The following is a 23,261-nucleotide window of genomic DNA, read 5'->3' on the forward strand; positions in this document are numbered from 1 at the left end:
TGTGGGCGGACGGGTCCTGCTCGACTATAGACCGGGGGTCCTGGCCCCGCCCGGCGGGCGTGATGGGCCCGGGGACGCCTCGAGGTGCCGGAACGGCATACCCGCTCTAGCGTGGGCGCATGCGCGCACTCACCTGGCAGGGACTTCAGCAGGTCGAGGTCAAGGAGGTCCCGGACCCCCTGATCGAGAAGCCCACCGACGCGGTGGTCCGGGTCACGTCGACCGCGATCTGCGGCTCCGACCTGCACCTCTACAACGTGCTGGCGGCCTACCTCACGCCGGGGGACATCCTCGGCCACGAGTTCATGGGGATCGTCGAGCAGGTCGGCAGTGCGGTGGAGAACCTCCAGGTCGGCGACCGTGTCGTCGTCCCGTTCAACATCAGCTGCGGGCGGTGCTGGATGTGCGACCGCGGTCTCTTCGCCCAGTGCGAGACGACGCAGAACGTCGACCAGGGCAAGGGCGCCAGCCTGTTCGGCTACACGAGCCTCTACGGCTCCGTCCCGGGCGGCCAGGCCGAGCTGGTGCGCGTGCCGCACGCCGACTTCGGCCCGGTGAAGGTCGACGCGGGACTGTCGGACGAGCGGGTCCTCTACCTCTCCGACATCCTCCCCACGGCCTGGCAGGCCCTGGAGTATGCCGACGTGCCGGAGGGCGGGACCCTCGCCGTGCTCGGGCTGGGCCCGGTGGGGCAGCTCGCGGTGCGCTCCGCGCGGCACAGGGGCATCCGCGTGATCGGTGTCGACCGCGTCCCGGAGCGCAACGCGCTGGCCGGTCGGTTCGGCGCGGAGGTGGTGGACCTCTCCTCCGTCGAGGACGTCGGCGACGAGCTGCGCGAGATGACGGACGGGCGCGGGCCGGACAGCGTCATCGACGCGGTCGGGATGGAGGCGCACGGCAGCCCCGTGCTCGGTGCTGCGGTGGCCGCCGCCACGCGGCTGCCCAAGCCGATCGCCCGCAAGGCGATGGAGACCGCGGGGGTCGACCGGCTGGCCGCGTTGCACACGGCGATCGACGCGGTGCGGAGGGGCGGGACGATCTCGATCAGCGGCGTCTACGGCGGGATGGCAGACCCCATGCCGATGATGCAGCTCTTCGACAAGGGGGTCCAGGTGCGGATGGGGCAGTGCCACGTCAAGCGCTGGACCGAGGAGCTCTACGAGCTGGTCAGCGGCGCCGAGGACGTGCTCGACCTGGAGAACCTCGCGACCCACCGCGTGCCGCTGGAGCAGGCGCCCGAGATGTACCGGACCTTCAACGACAAGGAGGACGGCTGCGTCAAGGTCGTCCTCACGCCGTGAGCCTGGCTGCCGAGACGCTCGGACGGGCCGGCGGCGCGCTCATGGCGGCCGCCTTCCGGCTCGTGGCCCGCGTGCGTGGCACCCGCGCCCTGCACCCCGTCGGGGTGTGCGGTGCCGGCTCGTTCATGGTGACCCCCGGGCCGCCCAGTGGTGTCGTCCTGCTCGACGACCCCGGGCCGCACCCGTGCATGGTCCGGTGGTCGCGTGCCACGGGGAAGCGGGACGGGCGCGACATCGAGGGGCTGGCGGTGCGGATCGACGGCCCGGCCGCGGGGGACGTGCTCCTCGCGTCCACCGGGACCGGCGTCGTGGGACGGCACGTCCTGACGGTCCGCGACCTCCACCACCACGGGCCGATGACCACCCTGCTCCCGCTGAGCACCCAGCGGGGGCCCATCCTGCTGCGCCTGGACCCGGTGACGGTCGAGGCCGACCCGCCCACGGCATACCGGCTGCTCGTGGCCGCGCCCGGCCGGCGCTGGCACGAGCGCGGCCGGCTGGAGATCACCTGGACCGAAAGAGACTGCACGCGGCGGCACGACCCCGTCGGGCACCCGCCGGCCGGCACCTGGACGCACCCGCTCTGGGCGCGTCTGCGTGACCCCTCCTACACCGCGAGCCAGCAGGTCGCGGCCCACCCCATCGAACCCGAGGAGCAGGCGTGACCGAGCACCACGACAGCAGCCCCACCGACCCGGTGACCGTGAGCAACGACCCGAGGGAGGTGGCCAAGGTCCACGAGCTCATCTCGGGGATGGACATCGCCATGCTGACCACGGTCGACTCCAGCTCGGCGCACGGACGGCTGACCAGCCGACCGTTGTCGACGCAGCTGGCCGAGGAGGACGGCGACGTGCTCTTCCTCGTGCGTGGCTCGAGCGCCGTGGTGCGCGACGTGGAGGCGCACCCCCAGGTCAACGTCGCCTACGCGTCGATGAAGGCGTGGGTGTCGCTGGCCGGGACCGCGTCCGTCGTCCGGGACCGCGCGCTCGTGGAGCAGCTGTGGTCCGCCGGGGCGTCGGCGTTCATGGACGGTGGCCCGGAGAACCCCGACAACGTGGTGCTCAAGGTGAGCGGTGACACCGCGGAGTACTGGGGCGGGGGCTCCCTGGTCGGCACGGTGGTGGGCACCGTCAAGGCGATGACCGGGAAGGGTGAGGACGACGAGGGCGGTCCGACGGTGGTCGAGCTGCCGTAGGCGTCGGCGGATGGCCCCCGGGCGACAGACGAGCGCGTCCACGTCCTGGCGACCCTGAGGTGATCCCCGACGCCTTCCGCGCGACCCTCGCTGGTCGACCGCCGGACGCGGCTGGCGACACCGACGGCGACACCTGGCTGGGCCGGCTCCCGCACCTCCTCGACGAGCACCTCCGACGATGGGAGCTGCAACGGGACGGGCCTCCCTGGCACGGCGAGTGCGCGCTCGTCCTCCCGGTCCGCCGCGGACGCGAACCGGCTGCGCTCAAGCTCACCTGGCCCCACCCGGAGGCCCGCCACGAGCACCTGGCCCTGCGGCTCTGGGACGGGAAGGGCGCGGTGCGGCTCCTCGCCGCCGACCCCACGGCATACGCCCTGCTGCTGGAGCGGCTCGACGGCGACCGCGACCTGACCACCGTGCCGGTCCTCGAGGCGTGCGAGGTCATCGGCACCCTGTCCACCCGGCTCGACCGGCCGGCCACGCCGCAGCTGGACACGGTCGAGGGGAAGGCGGTCCGCTGGCGCGAGCAGCTTGCCCGGGCGACCCCGCTCGTCCCGCGCCGGCTCACCGAGCAGGCGCTCGCCACCCTGCCAGACCTGCTCGCGGAGGCTCCTCCTCTGCGGCTCGTCCACGAGGACCTGCACGACCTGAACGTCCTGGCGCCCCTCGACCCCGACCGCGGCGACTGGCTGGCGATCGACCCCAAGCCGGTCGCGGGGGAGTGGGCCTACGCCGTGGCTCCGATCGTGTGGAACCGCCCCGAGGCCCTGGCCCGGGCGCACAACCTGCGCGGCCACGCGCGCCTCCGGGCCGACGTCGTCACCGATGCCGCGGGCCTGGACCCCGACAGGGTGCGGGCGTGGACGTTCGTGCGGCTGGTGCTCAACGCCGTGCAGGCGGCAGCCCGTGCGCCGGTGTCCGACGACGTCCGCGCCAGGATGATCGCCCTGGCCAAGGCGTTCGCCGACTGACCGGCGAGGGTTCCGTCAGCCCCCGCAGCGTCGGCACCCTCAGCCCCTCAGCCCCTCGCCGCCCTGTACCTCGCCAAGGCGTCGCGCCGCTCCTCGGCGTGGTCGACGATCCTCCGCACGTAGCCCTTGTCGTACCCCTCCGGGTGGTCCCAGGGCTGGTGCGTGGCCTTGCCCGGCACGTGCGCCAGCTCCGGCACCCACCGGCGGACGTACTCGCCGCGCGGGTCGAACCGCTCGCCCTGCAGCACCGGGTTGAACACGCGGAAGTAGGGCGCGGCGTCCGTCCCGGTCCCGGCGACCCACTGCCACCCGTGGTTGTTCGAGGCCACGTCGCCGTCGACGAGACGCTCCAGGAACCACCGCGCGCCCACCGGCCACCACACGTGGAGGTCCTTGGTGAGAAAGCTGGCGGTGATCATCCGCACCCGGTTGTGCATCCACCCCGTCGACAGCAGCTGCCGCATGCCCGCGTCGACGATCGGGTAGCCCGTCTGCCCCTGCTTCCACGCCTCGATCGCGTCGTCGGGCTCGTCGTAGCGCAGTCCCGACAGCTCCTGGCGCAGGTCCGCCCAGGCGCTGCGCGGGTGGTGGTGCAGCACGTCGGCGTAGAACTCCCGCCATGCCAGCTCGCTGACGAACCGCTCCACGCTCCTCCCACCCTGCCCCGCCAGGTCGTCGAGCAGCGTGCGCGGGTGCACCGCACCGATCTTGAGGTAGGCGGACATGCGGCTGGTCGTGTCCTCCGCCGGTCGGTCACGTCCCCGGTCGTAGTCGGCCAGATCCTCCTCGAGGAACTCCTTCCACCTGGCCAGCGCCGCCCTCTCGCCCGCAGGGGGGAGGTCGGGGAGGTCGTCGGACCCGAGGGCCTCGTCGACGAGCCGGTCCGCGCCGGGTTCGCGGCCGAGAGCTGTCGCCCTCAACCCCACGGGGTATGCCGCAGGCTGGTGCCACCCGTGCGCACGCCAGGCCTTGGCGAAGGGGGTGAACACCTTGTACGGGTCCCCGGAGCCGTTGCGGACCACCCCGGGACCCACGGCATACGGGGTCCCGGTCTCCACCCAGTCGACCTCGCCGGGCAGAGCCCCCTGGACCTGCCCGTCACGGCGGGCCCCGAACGGCGTGGTCTCGCGGGTGACGTGGACGCCGGTGGCGGCGGTCTCACGGACGACGGCCGGCACCACCTCTGCCGGGTCCCCGACCCGCAGGGTCAGTCCTCCGTCGAGGTCCTCGTCGAGCGCGCGGAGGCTGCCCGCCAGCCAGGCCCGCCGGACGGGTCCCGCACCGGCCCACAGCGTCTGGTCGACGACGAACAGGACCGTCAGCTCGCCGGCGGCGGCGGCGCGCGCCGCGAGCAGGGCAGGGTGATCGCCCAGGCGCAGGTCGCGCCGGAGCCAGAGCAGACTGGACATCCTCGGAGTCTAGGTGGACGCTCACGTCGGCTGAGCGTGACGAGTCGTGGCCCCTCCCACGGCTCAGAGTCGTCGCCTACGCCACGGTTCCCCACGTCGTACCCCCCGCGGTTTCCCCTAGGCTAGGAGGACCACCCGGCTCGACGGACGGAGCACCGTGAGCGACACCCAGACCGACCAGAAGCGTTACGCGCGTCTGCGCACCCTCAACTGGGTCGCCGCCGCGATCCATGCCGCGCAGGCGGTGGCCGTCGTCCTCCTCGCGACCGACTTCACCCTGCCGGTCACCGCCACCTACATGGCCGGCCCGCCCGGCACCCCGCCTACCGACCAGGTCACCGTGTGGGACGTCCCGACCGCGCTGGCGATCGCCACGTTCCTGGCGCTGTCGGCGATCTTCCACGTGATCGTGGCGTCGCCCGGCGTCTTCGACCGCTACCGCACGGGGCTGTCCCAGGGTCACAACTACTTCCGCTGGGTCGAGTACTCCCTGTCCAGCTCTCTGATGATCGTCATCATCGCCCAGCTGGTGGGCATCTCCGACGTGGTCGCGCTGCTCGCGCTGTTCGGCGTGAACGCCTCGATGATCCTCTTCGGCTGGCTGCAGGAGAAGTACCACCAGCCCGGGGACGGCGGGTGGCTACCGTTCGTCTTCGGCTGCTTCGCCGGCGCCGTCCCGTGGATCGGGATCGTCCTCTACACGGCCGCGCCGGGGTCGACGAGCGGCGCCGAGCCGCCCGGGTTCGTCTACGCGATCATCGTCTCGCTGTTCCTCTTCTTCAACGTCTTCGCCCTCGTGCAGTGGCTGCAGTACCGTCCGGTCGGCCGCTTCCGGAACTACCTCACCGGTGAGACGGCATACATCGTGCTCAGCCTGACCGCCAAGTCCGCCCTGGCCTGGCAGATCTTCGGCGGGACGCTCGCCACCTGAGCCGGGCACGGCTCGCACTAGCGTGGGCTCATGCTCACCGACCGCGACCAGGACCAGGACCGCGCCGGCCCTTCGGCCACCCTCACCCGCGACCGGTGGTGGGTGACGGTTGCCGCGGTGGTCTGGCTCGGCGGGACCGTCCTCGGCTCCGGGCTGGTCGGCGGCGGGGTCGAGCAGCAGGGGGACGGGCTGTTCTCCGACAGCGCCACCCTCATCGCACCCATGGGTCCGGCCTTCTCGATCTGGTCGGTCATCTACCTGGGCCTCGCCGCCTACGTGGTCTGGCAGTGGCTGCCCTCCACCTCCCGGTCGGTCTGGGCCGACCGCACCCGCGTCCCCGCCGGCGTCGCGATCGCGCTGAACGGGCTGTGGCTGCTCGTCGTCCAGGCGGACCTCATCTGGCTGTCGGTCGTCGTCATGGCCGGCATCGTCGTCAGCCTGGGCCTCGTGCTCAGGCGCACCGCCGGCCTGCCGAGGGAGGGCCGGGCCGCCGACCTGATGGTGTCCGCGACGTACGGCCTCTACCTCGGCTGGATCTGCGTCGCCACCTGCGCCAACGTCGCCCTCTTCCTCGTCGACCTCGGCGTGCCCCGGGCCAGCACCGCGTCGGAGGGTGTCACCGTCGCCGTCCTCGTCGTGGTCGTCGGCATCGCCGGCTGGCTGCTGGGACGGACCGGGCACCGGCTCTTCGCCGTCGGGCTGGCCGCCGCGGTCGTGTGGGGGCTGGCCTGGGTCGCGGCCGGCCGGTTCACCGGTGAGCTGGAGTCCACCACCGTCGGGTATGCCGCATCCGTCGCCTCCGCTGCTGTCGCGGCCCTGGCCGTGCTGGTGCTGGTCGGGAAGGGGTGGGGCCGCCGCCCGTCGCTGGCGGTCTGACCACCCGGTTCGACGACCGTCATCTGCGATGATGCGGTGTGGGTACTGCCGAAGAGGTCGGGTCAGCTCCGTTCGTCTCCACAGGGTCGCTGCCCGACCCTGAGCGGGTCCAGCACCTCCTCCACGACGCCCATGGGCGCTACCTTCCTGACACCGGCGGCACCGTCTCGCAGGTGTACCCGGCCTTGGCGGCCGTGGACCCTGCCTTGTTCGGCCTTGCTGTCGTGAGCTCTGCCGGTCGGGTCTACAGCGCCGGAGACGCGCTCACCCCGTTCGCGATCATGAGCGTCGTCAAGCCGTTCACGTTCGCGATGCTGTGCGAGGACGTCGGTGTCGCCCAGGCGAGGCGGCTCGTCGGCGTCAACGCGACCGGTCTGCCCTTCAACTCCCTGGCGGCCGTCGAGCGGGCCGGCGGCGGCCGAACCAACCCCATGGTCAACGCCGGAGCGATCGCCACTGTCGCGGCCCTGTCCGGTGGACCGGTCGAGCAGCGGTGGACCAGGATCGAGCAAGCCATGGCCCGCTTCGCGGGCCGGACGCTCACCGTCGACTCAGAGATCTACGCCTCGGCAAGCGCCACCAGCCAGCGCAACCGTGCTCTGGCACAGCTGCTGTCGAGCCTCGGCTCGTTCAGTACCGACCCCGCCGAGGCCGTGGACCTCTACACCCGGGCGTGCTGCCTGTCCGTCACCGCCCAGGACCTCGCGGCCATGGGAGCCGTCCTGGCCGACGGGGGGGTCCACCCCCTCACCCGGGAACGCGTGGTCGGTGTGGAGAGCTGCCGGGCAGTGCTCGCGGTGATGACCACGTCGGGGCTGTACGAGACGTCGGGCGACTGGCTCTACGAGATCGGGCTGCCCGGCAAGAGCGGCATCGGGGGCGGCATCGTCACCGTCTCCCCCGGCAAGGGGGCGCTGGCCACGTACTCCCCTCCTCTGGACGACGCCGGCAACAGCGTGCGGGGTCAGCGAGCCTCGGCGCACCTGTCCCGGTCGCTGGGGCTCGACCTGTTCATCTCCGCACCCATGAACGAACCTGGTCAGGGTTCGTCCTGATGCGCCCACGTGCGGGCCATGGCCACCTGGTGCTCGAGGTTTCGGCGGGTCCAGGGAGGCCACGAAGGCTCCGACCATGGCCGCGGCGATCCCGTACACGATGATGACGAACAGGACCGCGAAGTCGAGCACGGCGCCGGTTTCGCCGACAGCGGTCGGGAAGATGCCGCGAAACGGCTCCAGCACACGGTCTGCACTGCGGTAGATCCACTGGGTGAACGGTGCTGGCGTTCAAGAGAGGCGACGACCGACGCCACGACCCGAGGGCCGGGCGCTCGTCCTCAGGACGTGGGCTGCGAGCTCGGGCGTGCCACGAGCTGTGCACCCAACGCCAGCCCGGCCAGGACGCCCAGCGCGATGCCGACCATCGAGGTGCCCATGGCCGTCAACGTCGACACCCCCTCCATCTGGTCCTGGTCCAGCAGCCTCGTCACGCCCTCCAACCCCACCGCTCCCGGCACCAGCAGCCAGAACCCGGGCAGGAAGGTCACCTGCGTCGGCGGGCCTGAGGGGTGGCGAGCCACCACCATGGCGACCGGTGTCATCACCAGAGCCCCCAAGAACGCCGACAGGACGGAGCCGAAGAAGACACCACCCAGGATCTGACCTGCGTAGCCGACGTACAGCACCAGCACGATCCAGCCCAGCGAACCCAGCCGGGCACCCTTGAACAGGACGACCCCCACGCCGAAGACGAGCACCCCCAGCCAGGGAGCGACCGCCCAGCCCGCTCCACCCGGCTGCGAGATGTCCGCCGCCGGCACCCCCACGAGCTGGGCGCCCCCGATGATCCCCAGGGCGAGCAGCACCAGGCGCAGGCCTCCCGAGGCCAGGCGGGCGGACCCGGCCACGATCTGCCCCGTCGAGAGCTCGAAGACCGCCGTGGTGAGCAGGGCGCCGGGCAAGAAGGCGACCAGGGGGGCCACCAGCGGTGGGAAGACCTGCAGAGAGCTCACGCTGCCCGCAAGAGTGAACACGACCGAGGAGACCAGGAACGCGCTCACCAGGGGGAGGAACGCCCGGTAGTCCTGGTTGACCCGTGACCCGGTCACGTGCAGCGCCCCGATCACCACCCCCAACACTGCGGCCACGCCCATCTCTGTCCAACCGCCACGCAGGATGAGTACCAGGCCGACCACGAACAGCCCGTGGCCCAGGATCCGGACCCACGACGGGAACGGGGACGGCGAAACGCGGATGGCGTGCAGCGCCGCTATTCCAGGGACAGGACTCATCTTCTGTCGTCGACTGAGGTCGACCACGCGGTAGAGACGCTCGATCTGATCCAGGCGCAGGCTCTGACGTCCCGCCGAGACCACCTCGGTCTGCACTCCCTGCCCCTGGGGCAGGGACAGGAAGAGGGCCGTGGGCAGGACGACGACGCCGATGTAGTCCAGCCCGTTCACCCTGGCCACCGTGCGCAGGATCTCGCGGACGCTGTTCATCGGTTCCCCGGCATCGATGAGGGCCTCGCCCAGCTCGAGCAGATAGTTCAGGGTCGGGGCACTTGCGTCCACGTGCGTTCCCGCGGCCGTCTCGGCGACCGCGGGGCTGGGGGACTCCAGCGCCTCAGGCAGCCCTCGGTGACGGACAAGGGTCCGCATCAGGACACCTGCGACGACGAGCATCGCGACGGCAGCCACCACGGAGGCGACCGGGATCGTGGTCGACATCACCGAAGGGCTCACGGTGTCCACCAGGACGAGCTCGCCACCGACTTCCACGTCGCGACCCTCGCTGGGCTCTCACGGCACACCGATGACACGACCGAATCCTTCACCCTGGGAGGTGCTCAGTGGCCTGAGCGTAGCCCAGGCGACGACGGTCGTCCGCGGCCTGATCTCGGAGGCTGCTGGTGGACTTGGTTGTTGACACCCCCCCTGCTGGACGGGAGGCTGGAGGCCCCGCCGCCTCGCAGAAGGACCTCCACCGTGTGGCACACCGACATCCCCTCCCCGGCAGAACTGCGCACGCTGGCCACCCTACGCGCGCCCGGTGTCGTCTCGATCTACCTCCCGACGACCCCGGTCTCGACCGACGACCGCGACCCGCTGACCCTGCGCAACCTCGTCGACGAGGCGATCACCCGGCTGCGGGAGAGCGAGACGCTGGACAACGCGGGGGTGCTGGAGGTCGAGGAGGAGCTCTACGACCTCGTCGACGACGGGATGTTCTGGACCTACCAGGGCCACGGCCTCGCGATCTTCGTCACCCCGGAGCGTCGGACCGTCTACCGGCTGCCGCTGGAGGTCCAGGAGCGGGTCTACGTCTCCGACCGGGCTTTTCTCAAACCGTTGGTGTCGGTGCTGAGCCACTCCAGCACCTGCTACGTGCTCGCACTGTCGGAGAACGGCGTCCGGTTGGTCGAGGTGAGCAGCGACCTCGCCCCCACCACCACCGCGGTGCCCGAACTGCCCAAGGACGCTGCGTCCGCGGTGGGCAAGTCCAGCATCAAGGACCGTTCCCACCGCGGCCGGCTGGTGGGCTCGGAGGGCAAGCGGGTCCACCTGCGCGCCTACGCCCGGCAGGTCGACGCGGCCCTGCGACCGGTACTGTCCGGCAGCGACGTGCCCCTCGTGCTCGCTGCCGTCGAGCCGATCCGCTCGATCTTCCGCTCGGTCAGCTCCTACCCGCACCTGGCCGACGCCGTCATCGAGACCAGCCCCGACCGGCTCACCGACCAGCAGCTGGCCGAAGACGCACGCGGGGTCCTGGACGGCATCTTCACGACGCGGATGCAGGATCTCGCCGAGCTCTTCGACGCGCGACGGTCGGAGGGCAGGGCCGTGACCGACATCGCCGACGCAGCCCGAGCCGCGACAGCCGGTGCGGTCGAGACGCTCGTGGTCGACCGGTCGGCGACGTTCCTGGGCAGCGTCGCCGACGACGGCACCGTGGCCTTCGACGACGGCACGGACGACGGCACGGCCTTCGGCGTGGTGGACGAGATCGTGCGTCGCGTCCTGCTCACAGGCGGCGACGTCCTCAGTGTCGACGCAGCCCTGGTGCCCGGCGGTCAGCCGCTCGCGGCGATCCTGCGCTGGGCACCCTGACACCGGCAGGAGTGCGTCCGACCGGTGCTTGACCACCGACGACGACGCAGACCCCCCGGGCGTGGAGGCCTGCCCGGCTGGGCGCGGGCCAGCGGGTGGCCATGCTGGTGCTCTGCCTGCTCGGCCTGCTCGGGCTCGGAGTGCTGCTGCTCTCCAACCTGGGCGCGAGCGTCACCATGCTGGCTCGTGGTCGTCTTCCTCGTTCTGGCTGCGGTGGATGCGTTCGGCACCGCCGCGCTCCGCTGGGTGGACAGGCTGGCAGGCTGGCGTATGTCGCGGGAGCTGCGGTCGTCGTCGTCGTCTGGCAACCATCCTGGTGCCAGCCGTTGTGCGCCCTGAGCGCCCGGCCACCTCGGCTCACCAACAAGCCGCCGACCGGTGATGACAGGGCTCCTATACCCTCGCCCCGCCTCTCCCTGGCGCGCCCGAACCCGGAGACCGGCTCGTCGTCATCGCCCGTGGCGCAGCAGGCCATGCGTATCCGGGGTATGCCGGTGATCTGACCCTCAGATTTCGTCCACCAGATCCGCGAACTGATTCGTTCAGTGGTCGGACCGTTCAGGTTGACTTCCCGAGCCGGATGGCGAGGGGAGACGCCGGATCGGTCTCAAGAAGGGTTCAGGCGTCGCGGGAGCGCAGTGACACGGCCGCACCGACGATTGCGGCGAGTACCCAGGCCGTGAAGACCACCGCACCGGTGGTGGTGTCGAGCACGGCACCTGATGCGTCGGGAGCGACCGTGGTGAAGGAGGTCGCGGCGTTGGAAGGCAGGTACTTCAGGATCCCGTCCCAGCTCTCCGGCAGCACCATCGTGGCGAGGGTGGGCAGGAAGACCACCCCTCCGATGAGCGCGGCGATGGAGCCGCCGATGCTGCGCAGGAGCACGCCGAGGGCGACGCCCGTGATCCCCAGGCCCGTGAGGTAGGCGACCGTGCCGAGGACGGCACGCGCGACGCCTTCGTCGGACCACGTGACGGTGGTGGCCCCGGCGTCGCCGAGGACGGCCATACCCGCGAAGAACGCGACCAGCGTGGAGCCGAGCACGACGACGCCGGTCAGCGTGCTGAACACGAGCGTCTTGGCGGCGAGGACGGGCAGCCGCGCGGGCACCGCCGCGAGGGTCGAGCGGATGAGACCGGACGCGTATTCCCGCGCCCCGACGAGAGCCCCGGCCACGCCGACGAGGAGGAGCGCTGGGTGTGTCCCCGTGAGCACGGTGGTGACGGGGTCGCGGCCAGGTCCGCCGAAGTCCGGCCCGGAGCCGTCAGTCGCACCGGACGCCGTGAGCGCTGCGATGAGGCCGAAGGCCGCTATCAGGACGGCGATCGAGGCCAGGCTGATCCAGGTCGAGCGGAGGGTGACAGCCTTGATCCACTCGGACCGCAGGACCCGGGTGAAGGTCAGGCGGACGGGCGACCTTCGAGGGACCGGAACGGTGACGTCTGGTGTGGTGGGTGGGGTTACGACGGTGGTGGTCATCAGGCTGCCTTGCTGGTGTCGGAGGAGCCGTGGAAGTCCACGGCATCAGCGGTGAGGGTCATGAACGCCTCCTCCAGGGAGGGGGCGACAGGGACGAGCTCGTGCAGTTCGACGCCGTGCTCGGCGGCGATCCGGCCGATCTCGGCCGCGGGCAGACCCTCGATCGCCAACTGGTTCGTGGCGTCGGAGGAGACGGTGACCCCGGAGGCCGCGACGAGGCCACCTAGGCGCATGGCGTCCGGGGAGATGACCCGCACGTGGTTCTTGGAGGCCTTGGCGATGAAGTCCTCCATCGGCAGGTCGGCGATCAGCTGTCCGCGGCCGATGACGATGAGGTGCTCGGCGGTGATCTCGAGCTCGGACATCAGGTGGGAGGACAGGAACACCGTGCGGCCTTCGCGCGCGAAGGTGCGCAGCAGCTCGCGGATCCACAGGATGCCGTCCGGGTCGAGGCCGTTGACCGGCTCGTCGAGCATGAGGATCTGTGGGTCCGCGAGCAGGGCGGTGGCGATCCCCAGCCGCTGGCCCATGCCGAGGGAGAAGCCCTTGGCCGGCTTGTCCGCGACGTCGGTCAGGCCGACGACCTCGAGCAGCTCGTCCACCCTGCCCCGCCCGATGCCGACCGTCGCCCCTATCGCGCGCAGGTGATTGCGGGCCGAGCGGCCTCCGTCCACCGCGCGGGCCTCGAGGAGGGCGCCGATCTCGGCGATGGGTGCGGGCGAGTGGGCGTAGGAGATGCCGTTGACGGTGGCCTGCCCGGCGGTGGGCTTGTCGAGGCCGAGGATCATGCGCATGGTCGTGGACTTGCCGGCCCCGTTGGGGCCGAGGAAGCCGGTGACGACGCCCGGCCGGACGGTGAAGCTGAGGCCGTCAACGGCAGTGACGTCGCCGAACCTCTTGGTGAGGTCGTGTACCTCGATCATGTGGTGCTCCTTCAGTTCGTGGCGGAGGGCGCGCTGGCCCTCCGCGAGAACTCGAGTCTGGCAAGCGGCGGTCGTGATCGTCGTCGTCCAGGCGTGGACGATCCCGCGTACCGCGACCGTGGTACTCGGGGTGGCGGCGCTACAGTCGGGAGATGACCGTGCTCCGCTCGTGGTGGGCCGCCGCGGGGCGCCACACCGGGGCCTGGGATGTGGCACTCGCCGCGTTTCTCGTCATCGTCAGCCTGGTGGAACCCGGGATGGGACGGGCCGCGGGAGCCGCGCTCTCCCCGCTTTCCACGCTCCAGATCGCCCTTCTCGTGGCCGGTTCTGCTGCGCTGGCCCTGCGCCGCACCCACCCCGTGGCGGTCCTGACACTCACGGTGCTCGCCGTCGGCGCGGTCGTCGCCCTGGGGGGCCTCAGCAGGTCAGGGGTGGCCGCCATCGGTATCGCCGGCTTCTCGGTGGGGGCGTGGACGAACCGGCGCACGACGTGGATCGCCGCCCCGGGGGCCGCTGCGGTCCTCGTGGGGGCCGCGTTGGTGGGATCGCGGGAGGTGCCCTTCGCGGCGGAGTCGTTCGCGACCGTCTTCTGGGTGGGCCTGACCTTCGCTCTGGGTGATGCCACCCGCAGCCGCCGCGCCTACGTCTCGGCCGTGGAGGAGCGGGCGCGCCGGGCGGAGGAGTCCCGGGAGGAGGAGGCCCGCCGCCGCGTCGCCGAGGATCGCCTGTCCATCGCCCGTGACCTGCATGACGTCATCGCCCACAACATCGCCGTGATCAACGTCCAGGCGAACGTGGCCAACCATCTGCTTCGCACCGACCAGGACGCGGCCGCCGATGCCCTGTCCCACGTCCGGCGCTCCGCGCAGACCGTTCTCTCCGAACTTGGCACCGTCCTGTCCGTCCTGCGCCAGCCGGCCGACGCTGCGCCCACCGATCCCACCCCGAACCTCCAGCGCCTTCCCGAACTTGTGGACTCTTTCCGTGCCATCGGTCTGCCGGTGACCGTCACCGAGACGGGTCCAAGGACGCCGTACGACCCGTCGGTGGAACTGGTTGCCTATCGCGTGGTCCAGGAGTTGTTGACGAACGTCCACAAGCACAATCCTGGAGCCGCCACGACCGTGCTGCTGGGGCGCGATTCTGACGCCCTGCGCGTCGACGTCGTGAACGCCCCCGGGCGCCCCGTCGCGCCGCTGCCGGGAAACGGCTACGGCTTGGTGGGCATGCGCGAGAGGGTCACGGCAATCGGGGGCACAGTCGAGGCCGGTCCCACCCCAGCGGGTGGCTTCCGCGTCCGCGCCGTCCTCCCCACCGCTGAGAGCTGAACCGTGATCCGCGTCCTCCTGGCCGACGACCAGTCCCTCATCCGCGCGGGCTTCCGTGTGCTGCTGGGCAGCGAGCCCGACCTCGAGGTCGTGGGCGAGGCGGCCACCGGGAGCGCCGCCGTCGCACTCGCGCGCACGCTCAGGCCTGACGTCGTCCTCATGGACATCCGCATGCCCGAGCTCGACGGGCTCGCGGCCACCCGGCAGATCTGCGACGACCCGGACCTCGCCCGCACGAAGGTGCTGGTGCTGACCACCTTCGAGATCGACGAGTACGTCTTCGAAGCGTTGCGGGCGGGGGCGAGCGGGTTCCTCGGCAAGGGGGTGGAGCCGGCCGACCTCATCGCCGGGATCCGGGTGGTCGCGGCGGGTGAGGCACTGCTCTCCCCTGCGGCCACCCGCAGCCTGGTCGCCCGGTTCCGCGACGACCCGGTCGCCGGGGCCACAGGCTCGGACACCCTCGCGGCACTCACCGAACGCGAGCGCGAAGTCCTCGGCCTCGTCGGGCAGGGCCTGTCGAACGAGGACATCGCCGGCCTCCTCTACCTCTCTCCACTCACGGTCAAGACGCACGTCAACCGGTCCATGACAAAGCTCGGTGTCCGCGACCGCGCCCACCTCGTCGTCATCGCCTACCGGACGGGGCTGGTACGCCCGGGCCCGGGCTCGGGCGAGGCGTGAGTGCCCGAGGCGGGCACTGACCGGTTCCCGGGCCCGACCGGTCGCGGGACGCTCCTCACGCCCACCTCTTGAGGCGCCGCAAGAGGCGAGGACGACGTCAGCCTCAGTGGCGGGGACGAGACGGTACGCCGTGGGGGGTCGATCTGCCGGCTGCGCCCTCCTCTTGGTGCCCGTGCGCACCAGACGGAGCTGCCACACCCTCCTCCTCCCAGCCTGTTGCCCATCAGGCAAGTTTGCCCAATGAGCAAAAAGTGTCTACGGTGGGCCCACACCCATCGACCGACCCGAAGGCGCTCCCATGTCAGCACTCCTCTACCGCCTGGGCAGGCGAGCCGCACTCCGGCCGCTGATACCGCTGTTGTCCTGGCTGCTCGTCATCGGCGCGGTGGTCGCCCTGCTCGCCACGCAGACCCCCTCGATCTCTACCAGCCTCACCCTTGATGACGCCCCCGCCCAGCAGGTGCTGGACGACGTCTCCGAGGCGCTTCCCGAGGCGGGTGGCACCCAGGGCACCCTCGTCTTCCAGGCGACCGACGGTGGCCGTGTCGACACGCCCGGACGTGCCGACGCCATCGGTCGCGCCCTCGACGCCGCAGCCGGGAGCGGCCTCGTCCTCGACCGTGACGCACGCCTGCTCGACCAGCGGGCCGACGTCGAAAGCACCGTCCGCGACAGCGTGGAGGCACGCGTCGCTGACGATGTCAGGTTGCGGATCGAGGAGCTGATCGATGCCGTCGACGGAGGCCTACCGGTCGATGGGCCAGGCGCACAGGGCGACCAGGCCGCCCAGCTCGCGCCGAGGATCGCGGCGATCAGCACCACCGGGCGCGACCTCCTGGCCGCACCGGACGAGGAACTCATCAGCGGTGCGTCGGATCTCTTCGCCGACGCGGAACAGCTCCAGGCCGACCTGAGCCGCGCAGGCATGGACCTCGGCGCGCTCCCGGTTCCTGAAGACGGGATGTCGGATCCCGCAGCCGCCGTCGAGTCCGCGGCAGCGACCGGGACGGCCGACGCGCTGGGGCGGCTGGACTCCCTGCTGCGCGGACCGTCGCCCCGCGGCACCGAGCTCGCCACCTCTGACGGCACTCGTCCGTCCGTCCTGGTCTCCGACGACGGGACGTCCGCGATCGCCTCGGTCCAGCTCGGCAAGCAGGTCTCCGACCTCCCTGCAGGGAGTTTGGACGACATGCTGGCCTCGCTCGACACCGTTGTGGCCGACGAGGGACTCACTGTTGCTGCGAGCAGTTCCCTGCAGCCCCTCGAGCCACCGATCGGCGGGCACGAGGCCATCGGTCTCGCCATCGCCGCGGTGGTCCTGGTCCTCACTCTCGGCTCGCTCGTGCTGGCCGGACTGCCCATACTGCTGGCTCTGGCCGGTGTGTTCATCGGCGTCGGCGGCGCCTACGCCCTCTCGGCGAACTTCGAGATGACCACGTCCACACCCGCCCTCGGGCTGATGCTGGGCCTTGCCGTCGGGATCGACTACGCCCTGTTCATCGTTCACAAGCAGCGCTCACTGCAGGTCCGGTTCGGACTCGACACCATCGAGTCCACCGCCCACGCGGTCGCCACAGCGGGAGGCGCCGTCCTCTTCGCGGGCGCCACCGTCGTCATCGCACTGCTGGGCCTGCTGACCCTGGGGATGGGGTTCGTCTCGACCATGGCGGTGACTGCCGCGATCACCGTCGTGCTCGCCGTCGCGTTGGCCCTGACCGCGCTGCCCGCGCTGCTTGGGCTGCTCGGACGCAGCCGAGGACGGGCGGCGGCCCAGCACCAGGCCCCGCCCGAGCCGCGGCACGGACGCTCGCACTTCGGGCGGGCCGCCCAGCGGTGGATCACGGCCACCACGGCCCGGCCGACCCTGACCATCGTGCTGGTCGTACTCGCGCTCGGCGCCCTGGCGGTTCCCGCCTCCCAGATGCAGCTCGGCATGCCCTCTGGGGCGGTCTCCGCTCCCGGGTCGGAGCAACGGACGACGTACGACGCGGTGAGCGATGCCCTCGGCGAGGGGGCCAACGCACCGCTGATCGTCGCGCTGACGCCGACAGATCCCGACGCAGTGGACCAGGACCGCCTCGAGGCGTGGCAGGCCGAGCTCGCCGACCACGAGGGTGCTGCCAACGTCACTCTCATGGGAAGCTCGGAGGACGGGTCCCTGGTCCTCTACACCGTTGTTCCCGGAGCCGGACCGACCGACGCCGACACGGCCGACCTGGTCCATGCCGTTCGTTCCAGCGAGATCGCCGACGTCGAGGAGGTCGGCGTGACCGGGCTGACCGCCATCAACATCGATCTGTCCGAGTCGCTGAGGAGAGCCGTCCCGGTCTACCTGTCGCTGGTGGCGCTCCTGTCGCTCGTCGTCCTCCTCCTGGTGTTCCGCTCCCTGGTCGTCCCCCTGGCGGCGACGGGCGGCTTCCTCCTGTCCATCGGCGCCACCCTGGGGCTCGTGGTGACCGCCTTCGGCAATCCTGACTTCACCTGGCTCGTGGGCGTGGACCGGGCAGGTCCCGTGCTGAGCTTCCTGCCGATCATGGCAACCGGCATCCTCTACGGGCTGGCCATGGACTACCAGGTGTTCCTCGGCACCTCGATCCGCGAGGTCTACATCCACGGCGGGTCAGCCCGGGAGGCGGTGGTCGAGGGGTTCCACCACGCCAGCCGGGTCGTGGTGGCGGCCGCGGTGATCATGGTGTCGGTCTTCGCCGGTTTCGTGCTCAGCGACGACGCCATGATCCGCCAGTTCGGCTTTGCCCTGTCCATCGGGATACTCATCGACGCGTTCCTGATCCGCATGACGCTCATCCCTGCCGTCCTCCATCTCGCGGGCGACCACGCGTGGTGGCTGCCCCGGTGGTTGGACCGCATCCTGCCCGAACTGGATCTGGAGGGCACCCGGCTCGAGGTGGGGCCAGCTCCTGCTGAGGCTCGGACGGCGTCGCCGACTCCTCCGCCGCCTCGTGAAAGACTGATCGGGTGACTGCGGGGCTCCGAGACGCGAAGCGGGCCGCGGTCTCACGACGGCTGGCTCGGACAGCGTTCGAGCAGGTTCGCGAGCGTGGGCTCGGTGAGGTCACCGTGGACGACATCGTCACCGAAGCCGTGGTCTCGCGACGCACGTTCTCGAACTACTACGTGTGCAAGGAAGCTGCCGTCGCGGCAGTCGTCGTGCACAGCGTTGAGTCGGCCCTCGCGGAGTGGGACCCGCCGGAGTACGTGGACGTGCTCGACCTCACCCGCGACCTCGTGGAGCACCAGCTCAGAAGCGGGTCGCTGAGGCTGCTCACCGAGGTGGCCACCCTGGCCTCGGAGAACCCGCAGCTCGTGCCATTCGTGCGCGAAGCCCAGTGGCAGGTGTGGTCCGCCGTCGGGGACAAGATCCTCGAGGCGGTCCCCGCGCCCGACAGCGCCGACGTCGAGACCGTGCGCCTGGTCGTCGGCGCCCTCTTCGGGCTCGTCAGTGCCGGCCTGAGCTCGACGGGTGTCCGCGACGGCAACGCGGCCCGGCTGCTGCACGCCTCCGTTCAGAGGGGCCTCGCCCGCCTCGAGCGAGGCCTCGGCCGGCCGGGCTGACCACAACGGGCAACCGCCGACGGACCCAGCCAGGTGGCCGCCTGTCCTCAGGGTCTTCGTCTTCGGGGCCTTCGGAGTCCGGGACACACCCACGTCAGGCTCGTGGGGCACGGCACGGCCTCCGCGGCCCGCCTTTGTCGACGTGCGGTGGTGACGAGAGTCACGTCTTGACCCGCGTCAAGGTCAGATGCGTCTCCGACGGCTTGGATGGACTCATCAGGAAGCACCGCGGACGGTGCCGTTGCGGCGAAGGCACCACCTACGCCCATCGGGCAGCTTCACGGCACGCGGACGTGGACCCAGCTCAGCCAACGTCCCAGGAGATGTCGACATGACACCCGCACTCATCAGCATCGTGTTCGCGGTCACGCTCGCCGCCGTACTGCTCAAGCCGCTGCGGGCAAGCGCCCACTGCGACACCATGGAGGGACCCACAGCGCAGGACGGGCTGCGGGCCCTGGAGACCGGCAACATCGCGCTGGCTCTGAAATGGGTTGCCGCCCCGGGCGAGGAGGAGCTGCGAGGGGTGTTCGACCAGGCGCGCGCCGCTCGCGACCTCGGCACGGCCGCCCGCGAGGTCGCCGACCGCTGGTTCGTCGAGAACCTGGTGCGCATCCACCGGGCCGGCGAGGGTGCCGCCTTCTCCGGGGTGGAGCCCTACGGGGCCCCCGTCGACGAGCGCGTTGCCGCCGCAGACTCGGCCGTCGCGGCGGGCGAGCTGACGCCGCTACGCGGGCTGGTGCCCACCGAGCGCTGGGCAGAGCTGGAACGCAGGTTCGTGACCGTGCTCGAACACAAGGACTACGATGCCGCTGACGTAGATGCCGGCCGCGCCTACATAGCGGCCTACGTGTCGTTCTTCAAGTACGCCGAGGGCGAGGACCACGACCACGGTGACCACGCCCCCGCCCACCCCGGTCACAAGCACTGACGGTGGGCGCGATGGAGTCCCTGCTGGTGCTCGCCGTCCCGACGGTCCTGGCGCTGCTGGTGGGACGTGCGATCCACCGCCGGTTGGGCTTCGTCACCGAGGTCGAGTCCGTCTCGATGGCCCCCACCCTCGCGTCGGGTCAGCGACTGCTGGCCCGGCGCCAGCGCGCAGCACGCCCGCTGAGCCGTGGCGACATCGTGGTCGTCGACTCTGCAGAGCTCGACCGGCCCATCATCAAGCGCGTCGTGGGGCTCCCCGGCGAGCACATCGACGTCGGAGCGGACGGTCTCGTCCAGGTGGCGGGGCACGGCCTCGCCGAGCCCTACGTCGTCCACGGGGGCGGACGGCCCGGGGCCTTCGACGTGCCGTCCGGCCACCTGCTGCTGCTCGGCGACAACCGGGCACGGTCCAGCGACGCCCGCGGGTGGCGCATGCCGTACGTGCCGGTCAGTGCGGTCCTTGGCCGAGTGGTCCCGCATGCACCTTCGGCGCCATCCACGCCAAGGGTTCGGTCTCGGGTGCCGAGTGGCTGACGCGGCTCTCGTCTGTCGTGCCGCTCAGCGTGCTGGGTGGCGCGGTCTTCGTGACGGCGCTGCGGCTGGTCCGTGCCGCCAGCCCGGGGGCACCCGGGGCAGGACAACCGGGTCGAGAGGGAGGCGTCCGAGGCCTCCTGAACCCCCGCGGGGCACGTGCCACTCCCGGCCGAACTAGAGTCGGTTCACGAACAGGAGGCGGAGCGTATGGAGCAGCTGCTGGAGGACCTGTGACCCGGCCACACCCGGCTCGCAGGCGCGCGTGGTCGCTGAGGGCGCGACAGTGATCTGGTTCTGGACTTCGCTGCTGGTCGCTGGTTTGGCCCTGGTGGTGATCACCCTCGTGCGGGTGCTGGCCGGCGGTCTGGACGACGGGTCCGCGCGTTCCGCCCGCGAGATCCTCGACGTGCGGTACGCGGCCGGTGAGCTCACGACCGAAGAGTACGAGCACCGCCGAAGAGTGCTGTCGCAGCGGGAGGAGGGGTCGTGAGGCCGATCAGCCGTCGCACGGCGCTGGCGATGGGTGGCCTGGGCCTGGCCGGGACCGTCGTAGGAGGGACCGGTTTGTGGCGCGAGCTGTCCGAGCGGGGCACCGACCAGGGCGGTGGAACTGAGCTGTCCGAGCCGGAGGTGCTGACGAGCCGGGCCGGACAGCTCGAGGTCCGGCTCGAGGCCAGGCTCGCCACCCACACCGTCGCCGGGCGGCAGGCCAGGACGATGGGCTACAACGGCGGCGTCCCCGGCCCGACCCTGCGGGTGCGGCCGGGGGACACCCTGCGGGTCGAGCTGGTCAACCAGCTCGACCACGTTACCAACCTGCACGTCCACGGGCTGCACGTCTCCCCCGAGGGCACCGGCGACGACGTCTTCCTCGCGGTGGAGCCCGGGCAGTCCCACCAGTACGAGTACCGGCTGCCCGACGACCACGAGCCGGGTGTCTACTGGTACCACCCCCACCACCACGGCACGGTCGCCGATCAGCTGTTTGCCGGCCTCTACGGAGCCATCATCGTCGAGGAGGACGACCCGCCACCGGTCGATCGGGACCGGGTGATCATCGTCGCCGACACCACCCTGGACGACGCCGGGGCCGTCGTGCTGCCGTCGACGATGGAGCGGATGATGGGCCGCGAGGGTGAGCTGGTCCTGGTCAACGGTCAGGACCAGCCGCTCCTGAAGGGACGGTCCGGCGACCGCGAGCGCTGGCGGATCGTCAACGCGTGCAGCTCCCGCTTCCTGTCCCTGCGGCTCGCGGGGCAGGGCAGCCGCGTCGTCGGCCGCGACGGGGGCAGGCTGGTCCGGCACGCCGCCCTGGACGAGGTCGTCCTGGCCCCTGGCAACCGGCTCGACCTGGTGGTCGACCTGCGCGAGGGCAGCACCGCGCTGATCGCACTGCCCGTGGACCGCGGCGCGATGATGGGCGGCATGATGCGGGGCACCCCTGGTCCGGAGGACTCCGAGCGCACCCTGGCCTCGCTCGAGGTGAGCGGCGGGCCGTCCACGTCCACGGAGGACTTCCCTGGTGGTACTGGCCGGCTCGACCTGCGAGAGGTCGAGGTGGACGGGCACCGGTCCCTCACCCTCCAGATGGGCATGGGCGGGATGAGGGGGGGCGGGGGTGGTGGCCCGATGGATTTCACCTTCGACGGCCAGTCCTTTGACCCCGACCGCCTCGACCAGCGCGCGCGGCTGGGCACCGTGGAGGAGTGGACCATCGCCAACGACGGCCCGCTGGACCACCCGTTCCACCTGCACGTGTGGCCGATGCAGCTCGTCGACGCCGCCGGGGAACGGCTGGACGACCCGGTGTGGCTCGACGTCGTCAACGTCCCCGCCGCGGGCTCGGTCACCGTACGGATCAGGTTCGCCGACTTCGGCGGCAAGACCGTCTACCACTGCCACATCCTCGACCACGAGGACCTGGGCATGATGGGCACGATCCTGGTCGAGTGACAGCACCACCCTGGGTGGTGGACCCTCACCACCGGGAGAACAGCCGTCAGCTGGTCAGCGTAGGGACGTTTGGTTTGTCGTGCAGGCGGATACCGGGACGACGGGAGCAGGGATGGTCGGGGGTGCGGGGGAGTCGTGGCAGCAGCGGGAGGAGCGGCGACGGCAGGTGGCCCGGGAGGCGCGCCTCATGGCCCGTGAACCCGCTGGCTGGCTGCCACGCCTGGTGCTCGTCGTGGCTACGGCCGCCTGGCTGGCGACGCTGGCCTGGATGGCTGCGACCCTCCCCGAGCGGGTGCCGACGCACTGGTCGGGAGGAGGCACGCCGGACGGCTGGTCCAGCCGGGCCTTCGCCGTGGGGTTCGCGCTGGTGACGCCGCTGGTGCTCTTCTACCCGATGCTGTGGATCTCCCGGCTGGTGATGGTCTGGCCGGACGGGGTCAACGCCCCGCACAAGGAGTGGTGGCTGGACCGGCCCCGGCGGTTGCTGCGCTTCGAGCGGCTCCTGCGCGAGGACCTCATGGTGATCGTCGGGTTGTCGGTTCTGCTCATGGCGGGGATTGGTCTGATCATGGGGTATGCCGCGCACCGGCCGGGCGGGACGGTGCCCGGCTGGTGGTTCGCTGCGCTGGTCGGGGGCTTCGTCGGGGCCCTCGCGCTGGTCATCGTCCGGGTGATGACCGGCCCGCGCTACCGGCCGGACGACGACCCGGAGCTGGCATGAGTCCCGGGTGCGCACGGCACGGCGATCGGACCCGCCGCTGCCTGGCAGGTCAGGAAGATCGCCTGTCCCGTTGCCTGTCGGGCTGGTCAACCGTGGGCAGGAAGATGATCCCGCGCGCGGTCGGGTGAGCCGCAAGACCTCTGGGCACGTTCAAGGCAAGAACGGAAAACGCGAAGGACCGTTGAGCCTGCATAACTGCAGGTCAACGGCCCTTTGTGGGCTCTTCACAAAGCAGGGTGTAGTCGGGGTCTGAATCCGCCGGCCTCGAGGAGTGCTCGGGCGATGTAGTTGCTGAGGGTGCGGAACCCCAGGGCAAGGCCGCGGAGGTGCTCGAGTCGACCGTTC

The 23,261-nt window shown here is 71.2% G+C and carries 21 protein-coding genes; 17 read left to right on the plus strand and 4 right to left on the minus strand.

What is annotated here, in order from left to right; all coding sequences use genetic code 11:
• Positions 1–119: 119 nt before the first annotated feature.
• From ACI3ET_RS10590 to ACI3ET_RS10605, 4 genes are read left to right on the plus strand one after another with little or no spacing between them, the layout of a single operon-like run.
• Positions 120–1,301, plus strand: coding sequence for a zinc-dependent alcohol dehydrogenase (locus ACI3ET_RS10590; RefSeq protein WP_405033006.1), 1,182 nt, complete (start codon positions 120–122; stop codon positions 1,299–1,301).
• Complete coding sequence (locus tag ACI3ET_RS10595) at positions 1,298–1,966, plus strand: hypothetical protein (protein WP_405033007.1); 669 nt, start codon at positions 1,298–1,300, stop codon at positions 1,964–1,966. Before ACI3ET_RS10590 ends, ACI3ET_RS10595 begins: the two co-directional genes overlap by 4 nt.
• The gene (locus ACI3ET_RS10600) at positions 1,963–2,499 is read left to right on the plus strand and encodes a pyridoxamine 5'-phosphate oxidase family protein (RefSeq protein ID WP_405033008.1); all 537 of its coding nucleotides are present in this window, start codon (positions 1,963–1,965) and stop codon (positions 2,497–2,499) included. Before ACI3ET_RS10595 ends, ACI3ET_RS10600 begins: the two co-directional genes overlap by 4 nt.
• Before the next feature lie 59 nt (positions 2,500–2,558).
• Positions 2,559–3,470 (plus strand): aminoglycoside phosphotransferase family protein, encoded by a 912-nt coding sequence (locus ACI3ET_RS10605; protein WP_405033009.1) that lies wholly within the window; start codon positions 2,559–2,561, stop codon positions 3,468–3,470.
• Between the two features lie 47 nt (positions 3,471–3,517).
• On the opposite strand, the gene ACI3ET_RS10610 is transcribed toward ACI3ET_RS10605, so the two are convergent.
• The gene (locus tag ACI3ET_RS10610) at positions 3,518–4,879 is read right to left on the minus strand and encodes a cryptochrome/photolyase family protein (protein WP_405033010.1); all 1,362 of its coding nucleotides are present in this window, start codon (positions 4,877–4,879) and stop codon (positions 3,518–3,520) included.
• Positions 4,880–5,036: 157 nt separating this feature from the next.
• On the opposite strand from ACI3ET_RS10610, the gene heR reads away from it, so the two are divergent.
• From heR to glsA, 3 genes are read left to right on the plus strand one after another with little or no spacing between them, the layout of a single operon-like run.
• Positions 5,037–5,810 carry a heliorhodopsin HeR gene (heR, locus tag ACI3ET_RS10615; RefSeq protein WP_405033011.1) on the plus strand — a complete coding sequence of 258 codons (774 nt, stop codon included), beginning with the start codon at positions 5,037–5,039 and terminating at the stop codon, positions 5,808–5,810.
• Between the two features lie 30 nt (positions 5,811–5,840).
• A complete protein-coding gene (locus ACI3ET_RS10620; RefSeq protein ID WP_405033012.1) occupies positions 5,841–6,686 on the plus strand; it encodes a TspO/MBR family protein in 846 nt (281 codons plus the stop codon).
• A gap of 38 nt (positions 6,687–6,724) precedes the next feature.
• The gene (gene glsA, locus ACI3ET_RS10625) at positions 6,725–7,741 is read left to right on the plus strand and encodes a glutaminase A (protein WP_405033013.1); all 1,017 of its coding nucleotides are present in this window, start codon (positions 6,725–6,727) and stop codon (positions 7,739–7,741) included.
• A gap of 281 nt (positions 7,742–8,022) precedes the next feature.
• On the opposite strand, the gene ACI3ET_RS10630 is transcribed toward glsA, so the two are convergent.
• A complete protein-coding gene (locus tag ACI3ET_RS10630) occupies positions 8,023–9,465 on the minus strand; it encodes a threonine/serine exporter family protein (protein ID WP_405033014.1) in 1,443 nt (480 codons plus the stop codon).
• A 207-nt stretch (positions 9,466–9,672) separates the two neighbouring features.
• On the opposite strand from ACI3ET_RS10630, the gene ACI3ET_RS10635 reads away from it, so the two are divergent.
• On the plus strand, positions 9,673–10,794 hold the full coding sequence (locus ACI3ET_RS10635; protein ID WP_405033015.1) for a baeRF11 domain-containing protein: 1,122 nt from the start codon (positions 9,673–9,675) through the stop codon (positions 10,792–10,794).
• 618 nt (positions 10,795–11,412) lie between these two features.
• On the opposite strand, the gene ACI3ET_RS10640 is transcribed toward ACI3ET_RS10635, so the two are convergent.
• Both ACI3ET_RS10640 and ACI3ET_RS10645 read right to left on the minus strand, forming a co-directional pair.
• A complete protein-coding gene (locus ACI3ET_RS10640) occupies positions 11,413–12,273 on the minus strand; it encodes an ABC-2 transporter permease (protein WP_405033016.1) in 861 nt (286 codons plus the stop codon).
• Entirely contained in the window at positions 12,273–13,196 is a 924-nt protein-coding gene (locus ACI3ET_RS10645; protein ID WP_405033017.1) for an ABC transporter ATP-binding protein, read from the minus strand. Before ACI3ET_RS10645 ends, ACI3ET_RS10640 begins: the two co-directional genes overlap by 1 nt.
• Positions 13,197–13,348: 152 nt before the next feature.
• Here ACI3ET_RS10645 and ACI3ET_RS10650 point away from each other — a divergent pair, with 152 nt between their 5' ends.
• The 9 genes from ACI3ET_RS10650 (at position 13,349) to ACI3ET_RS10690 (ending at position 22,916) form a co-directional block, all read left to right on the plus strand.
• Positions 13,349–14,524, plus strand: coding sequence for a sensor histidine kinase (locus tag ACI3ET_RS10650; protein WP_405033018.1), 1,176 nt, complete (start codon positions 13,349–13,351; stop codon positions 14,522–14,524).
• Between the two features lie 3 nt (positions 14,525–14,527).
• Positions 14,528–15,205 carry a response regulator gene (locus ACI3ET_RS10655; RefSeq protein ID WP_405033019.1) on the plus strand — a complete coding sequence of 226 codons (678 nt, stop codon included), beginning with the start codon at positions 14,528–14,530 and terminating at the stop codon, positions 15,203–15,205.
• Positions 15,206–15,503: 298 nt separating this feature from the next.
• Positions 15,504–18,185, plus strand: a complete 2,682-nt coding sequence (locus ACI3ET_RS10660; protein ID WP_405033020.1) for an MMPL family transporter — start codon at positions 15,504–15,506, stop codon at positions 18,183–18,185.
• Positions 18,182–18,778 (plus strand): TetR/AcrR family transcriptional regulator, encoded by a 597-nt coding sequence (locus ACI3ET_RS10665; protein WP_405033021.1) that lies wholly within the window; start codon positions 18,182–18,184, stop codon positions 18,776–18,778. Before ACI3ET_RS10660 ends, ACI3ET_RS10665 begins: the two co-directional genes overlap by 4 nt.
• 331 nt (positions 18,779–19,109) lie before the next feature.
• Positions 19,110–19,709 (plus strand): DUF6448 family protein, encoded by a 600-nt coding sequence (locus ACI3ET_RS10670; protein ID WP_405033022.1) that lies wholly within the window; start codon positions 19,110–19,112, stop codon positions 19,707–19,709.
• Positions 19,710–19,720: 11 nt separating this feature from the next.
• Positions 19,721–20,242, plus strand: a complete 522-nt coding sequence (gene lepB / locus ACI3ET_RS10675) for a signal peptidase I (RefSeq protein ID WP_405033023.1) — start codon at positions 19,721–19,723, stop codon at positions 20,240–20,242.
• 328 nt (positions 20,243–20,570) lie between these two features.
• Positions 20,571–20,732, plus strand: a complete 162-nt coding sequence (locus ACI3ET_RS10680; protein WP_405033024.1) for an SHOCT domain-containing protein — start codon at positions 20,571–20,573, stop codon at positions 20,730–20,732.
• Positions 20,729–22,195: a multicopper oxidase family protein gene (locus ACI3ET_RS10685; protein ID WP_405033025.1), complete on the plus strand. Its 1,467-nt coding sequence runs from the start codon at positions 20,729–20,731 to the stop codon at positions 22,193–22,195. Before ACI3ET_RS10680 ends, ACI3ET_RS10685 begins: the two co-directional genes overlap by 4 nt.
• Before the next feature lie 112 nt (positions 22,196–22,307).
• Positions 22,308–22,916, plus strand: a complete 609-nt coding sequence (locus tag ACI3ET_RS10690) for a DUF1648 domain-containing protein (protein WP_405033026.1) — start codon at positions 22,308–22,310, stop codon at positions 22,914–22,916.
• Positions 22,917–23,261: the final 345 nt, after the last annotated feature.

Origin of the sequence: Ornithinimicrobium jinqii (assembly GCF_045032595.1) — a bacterium.
In the GTDB taxonomy this organism is placed as follows: Bacteria; Actinomycetota; Actinomycetes; order Actinomycetales; family Dermatophilaceae; genus Ornithinicoccus.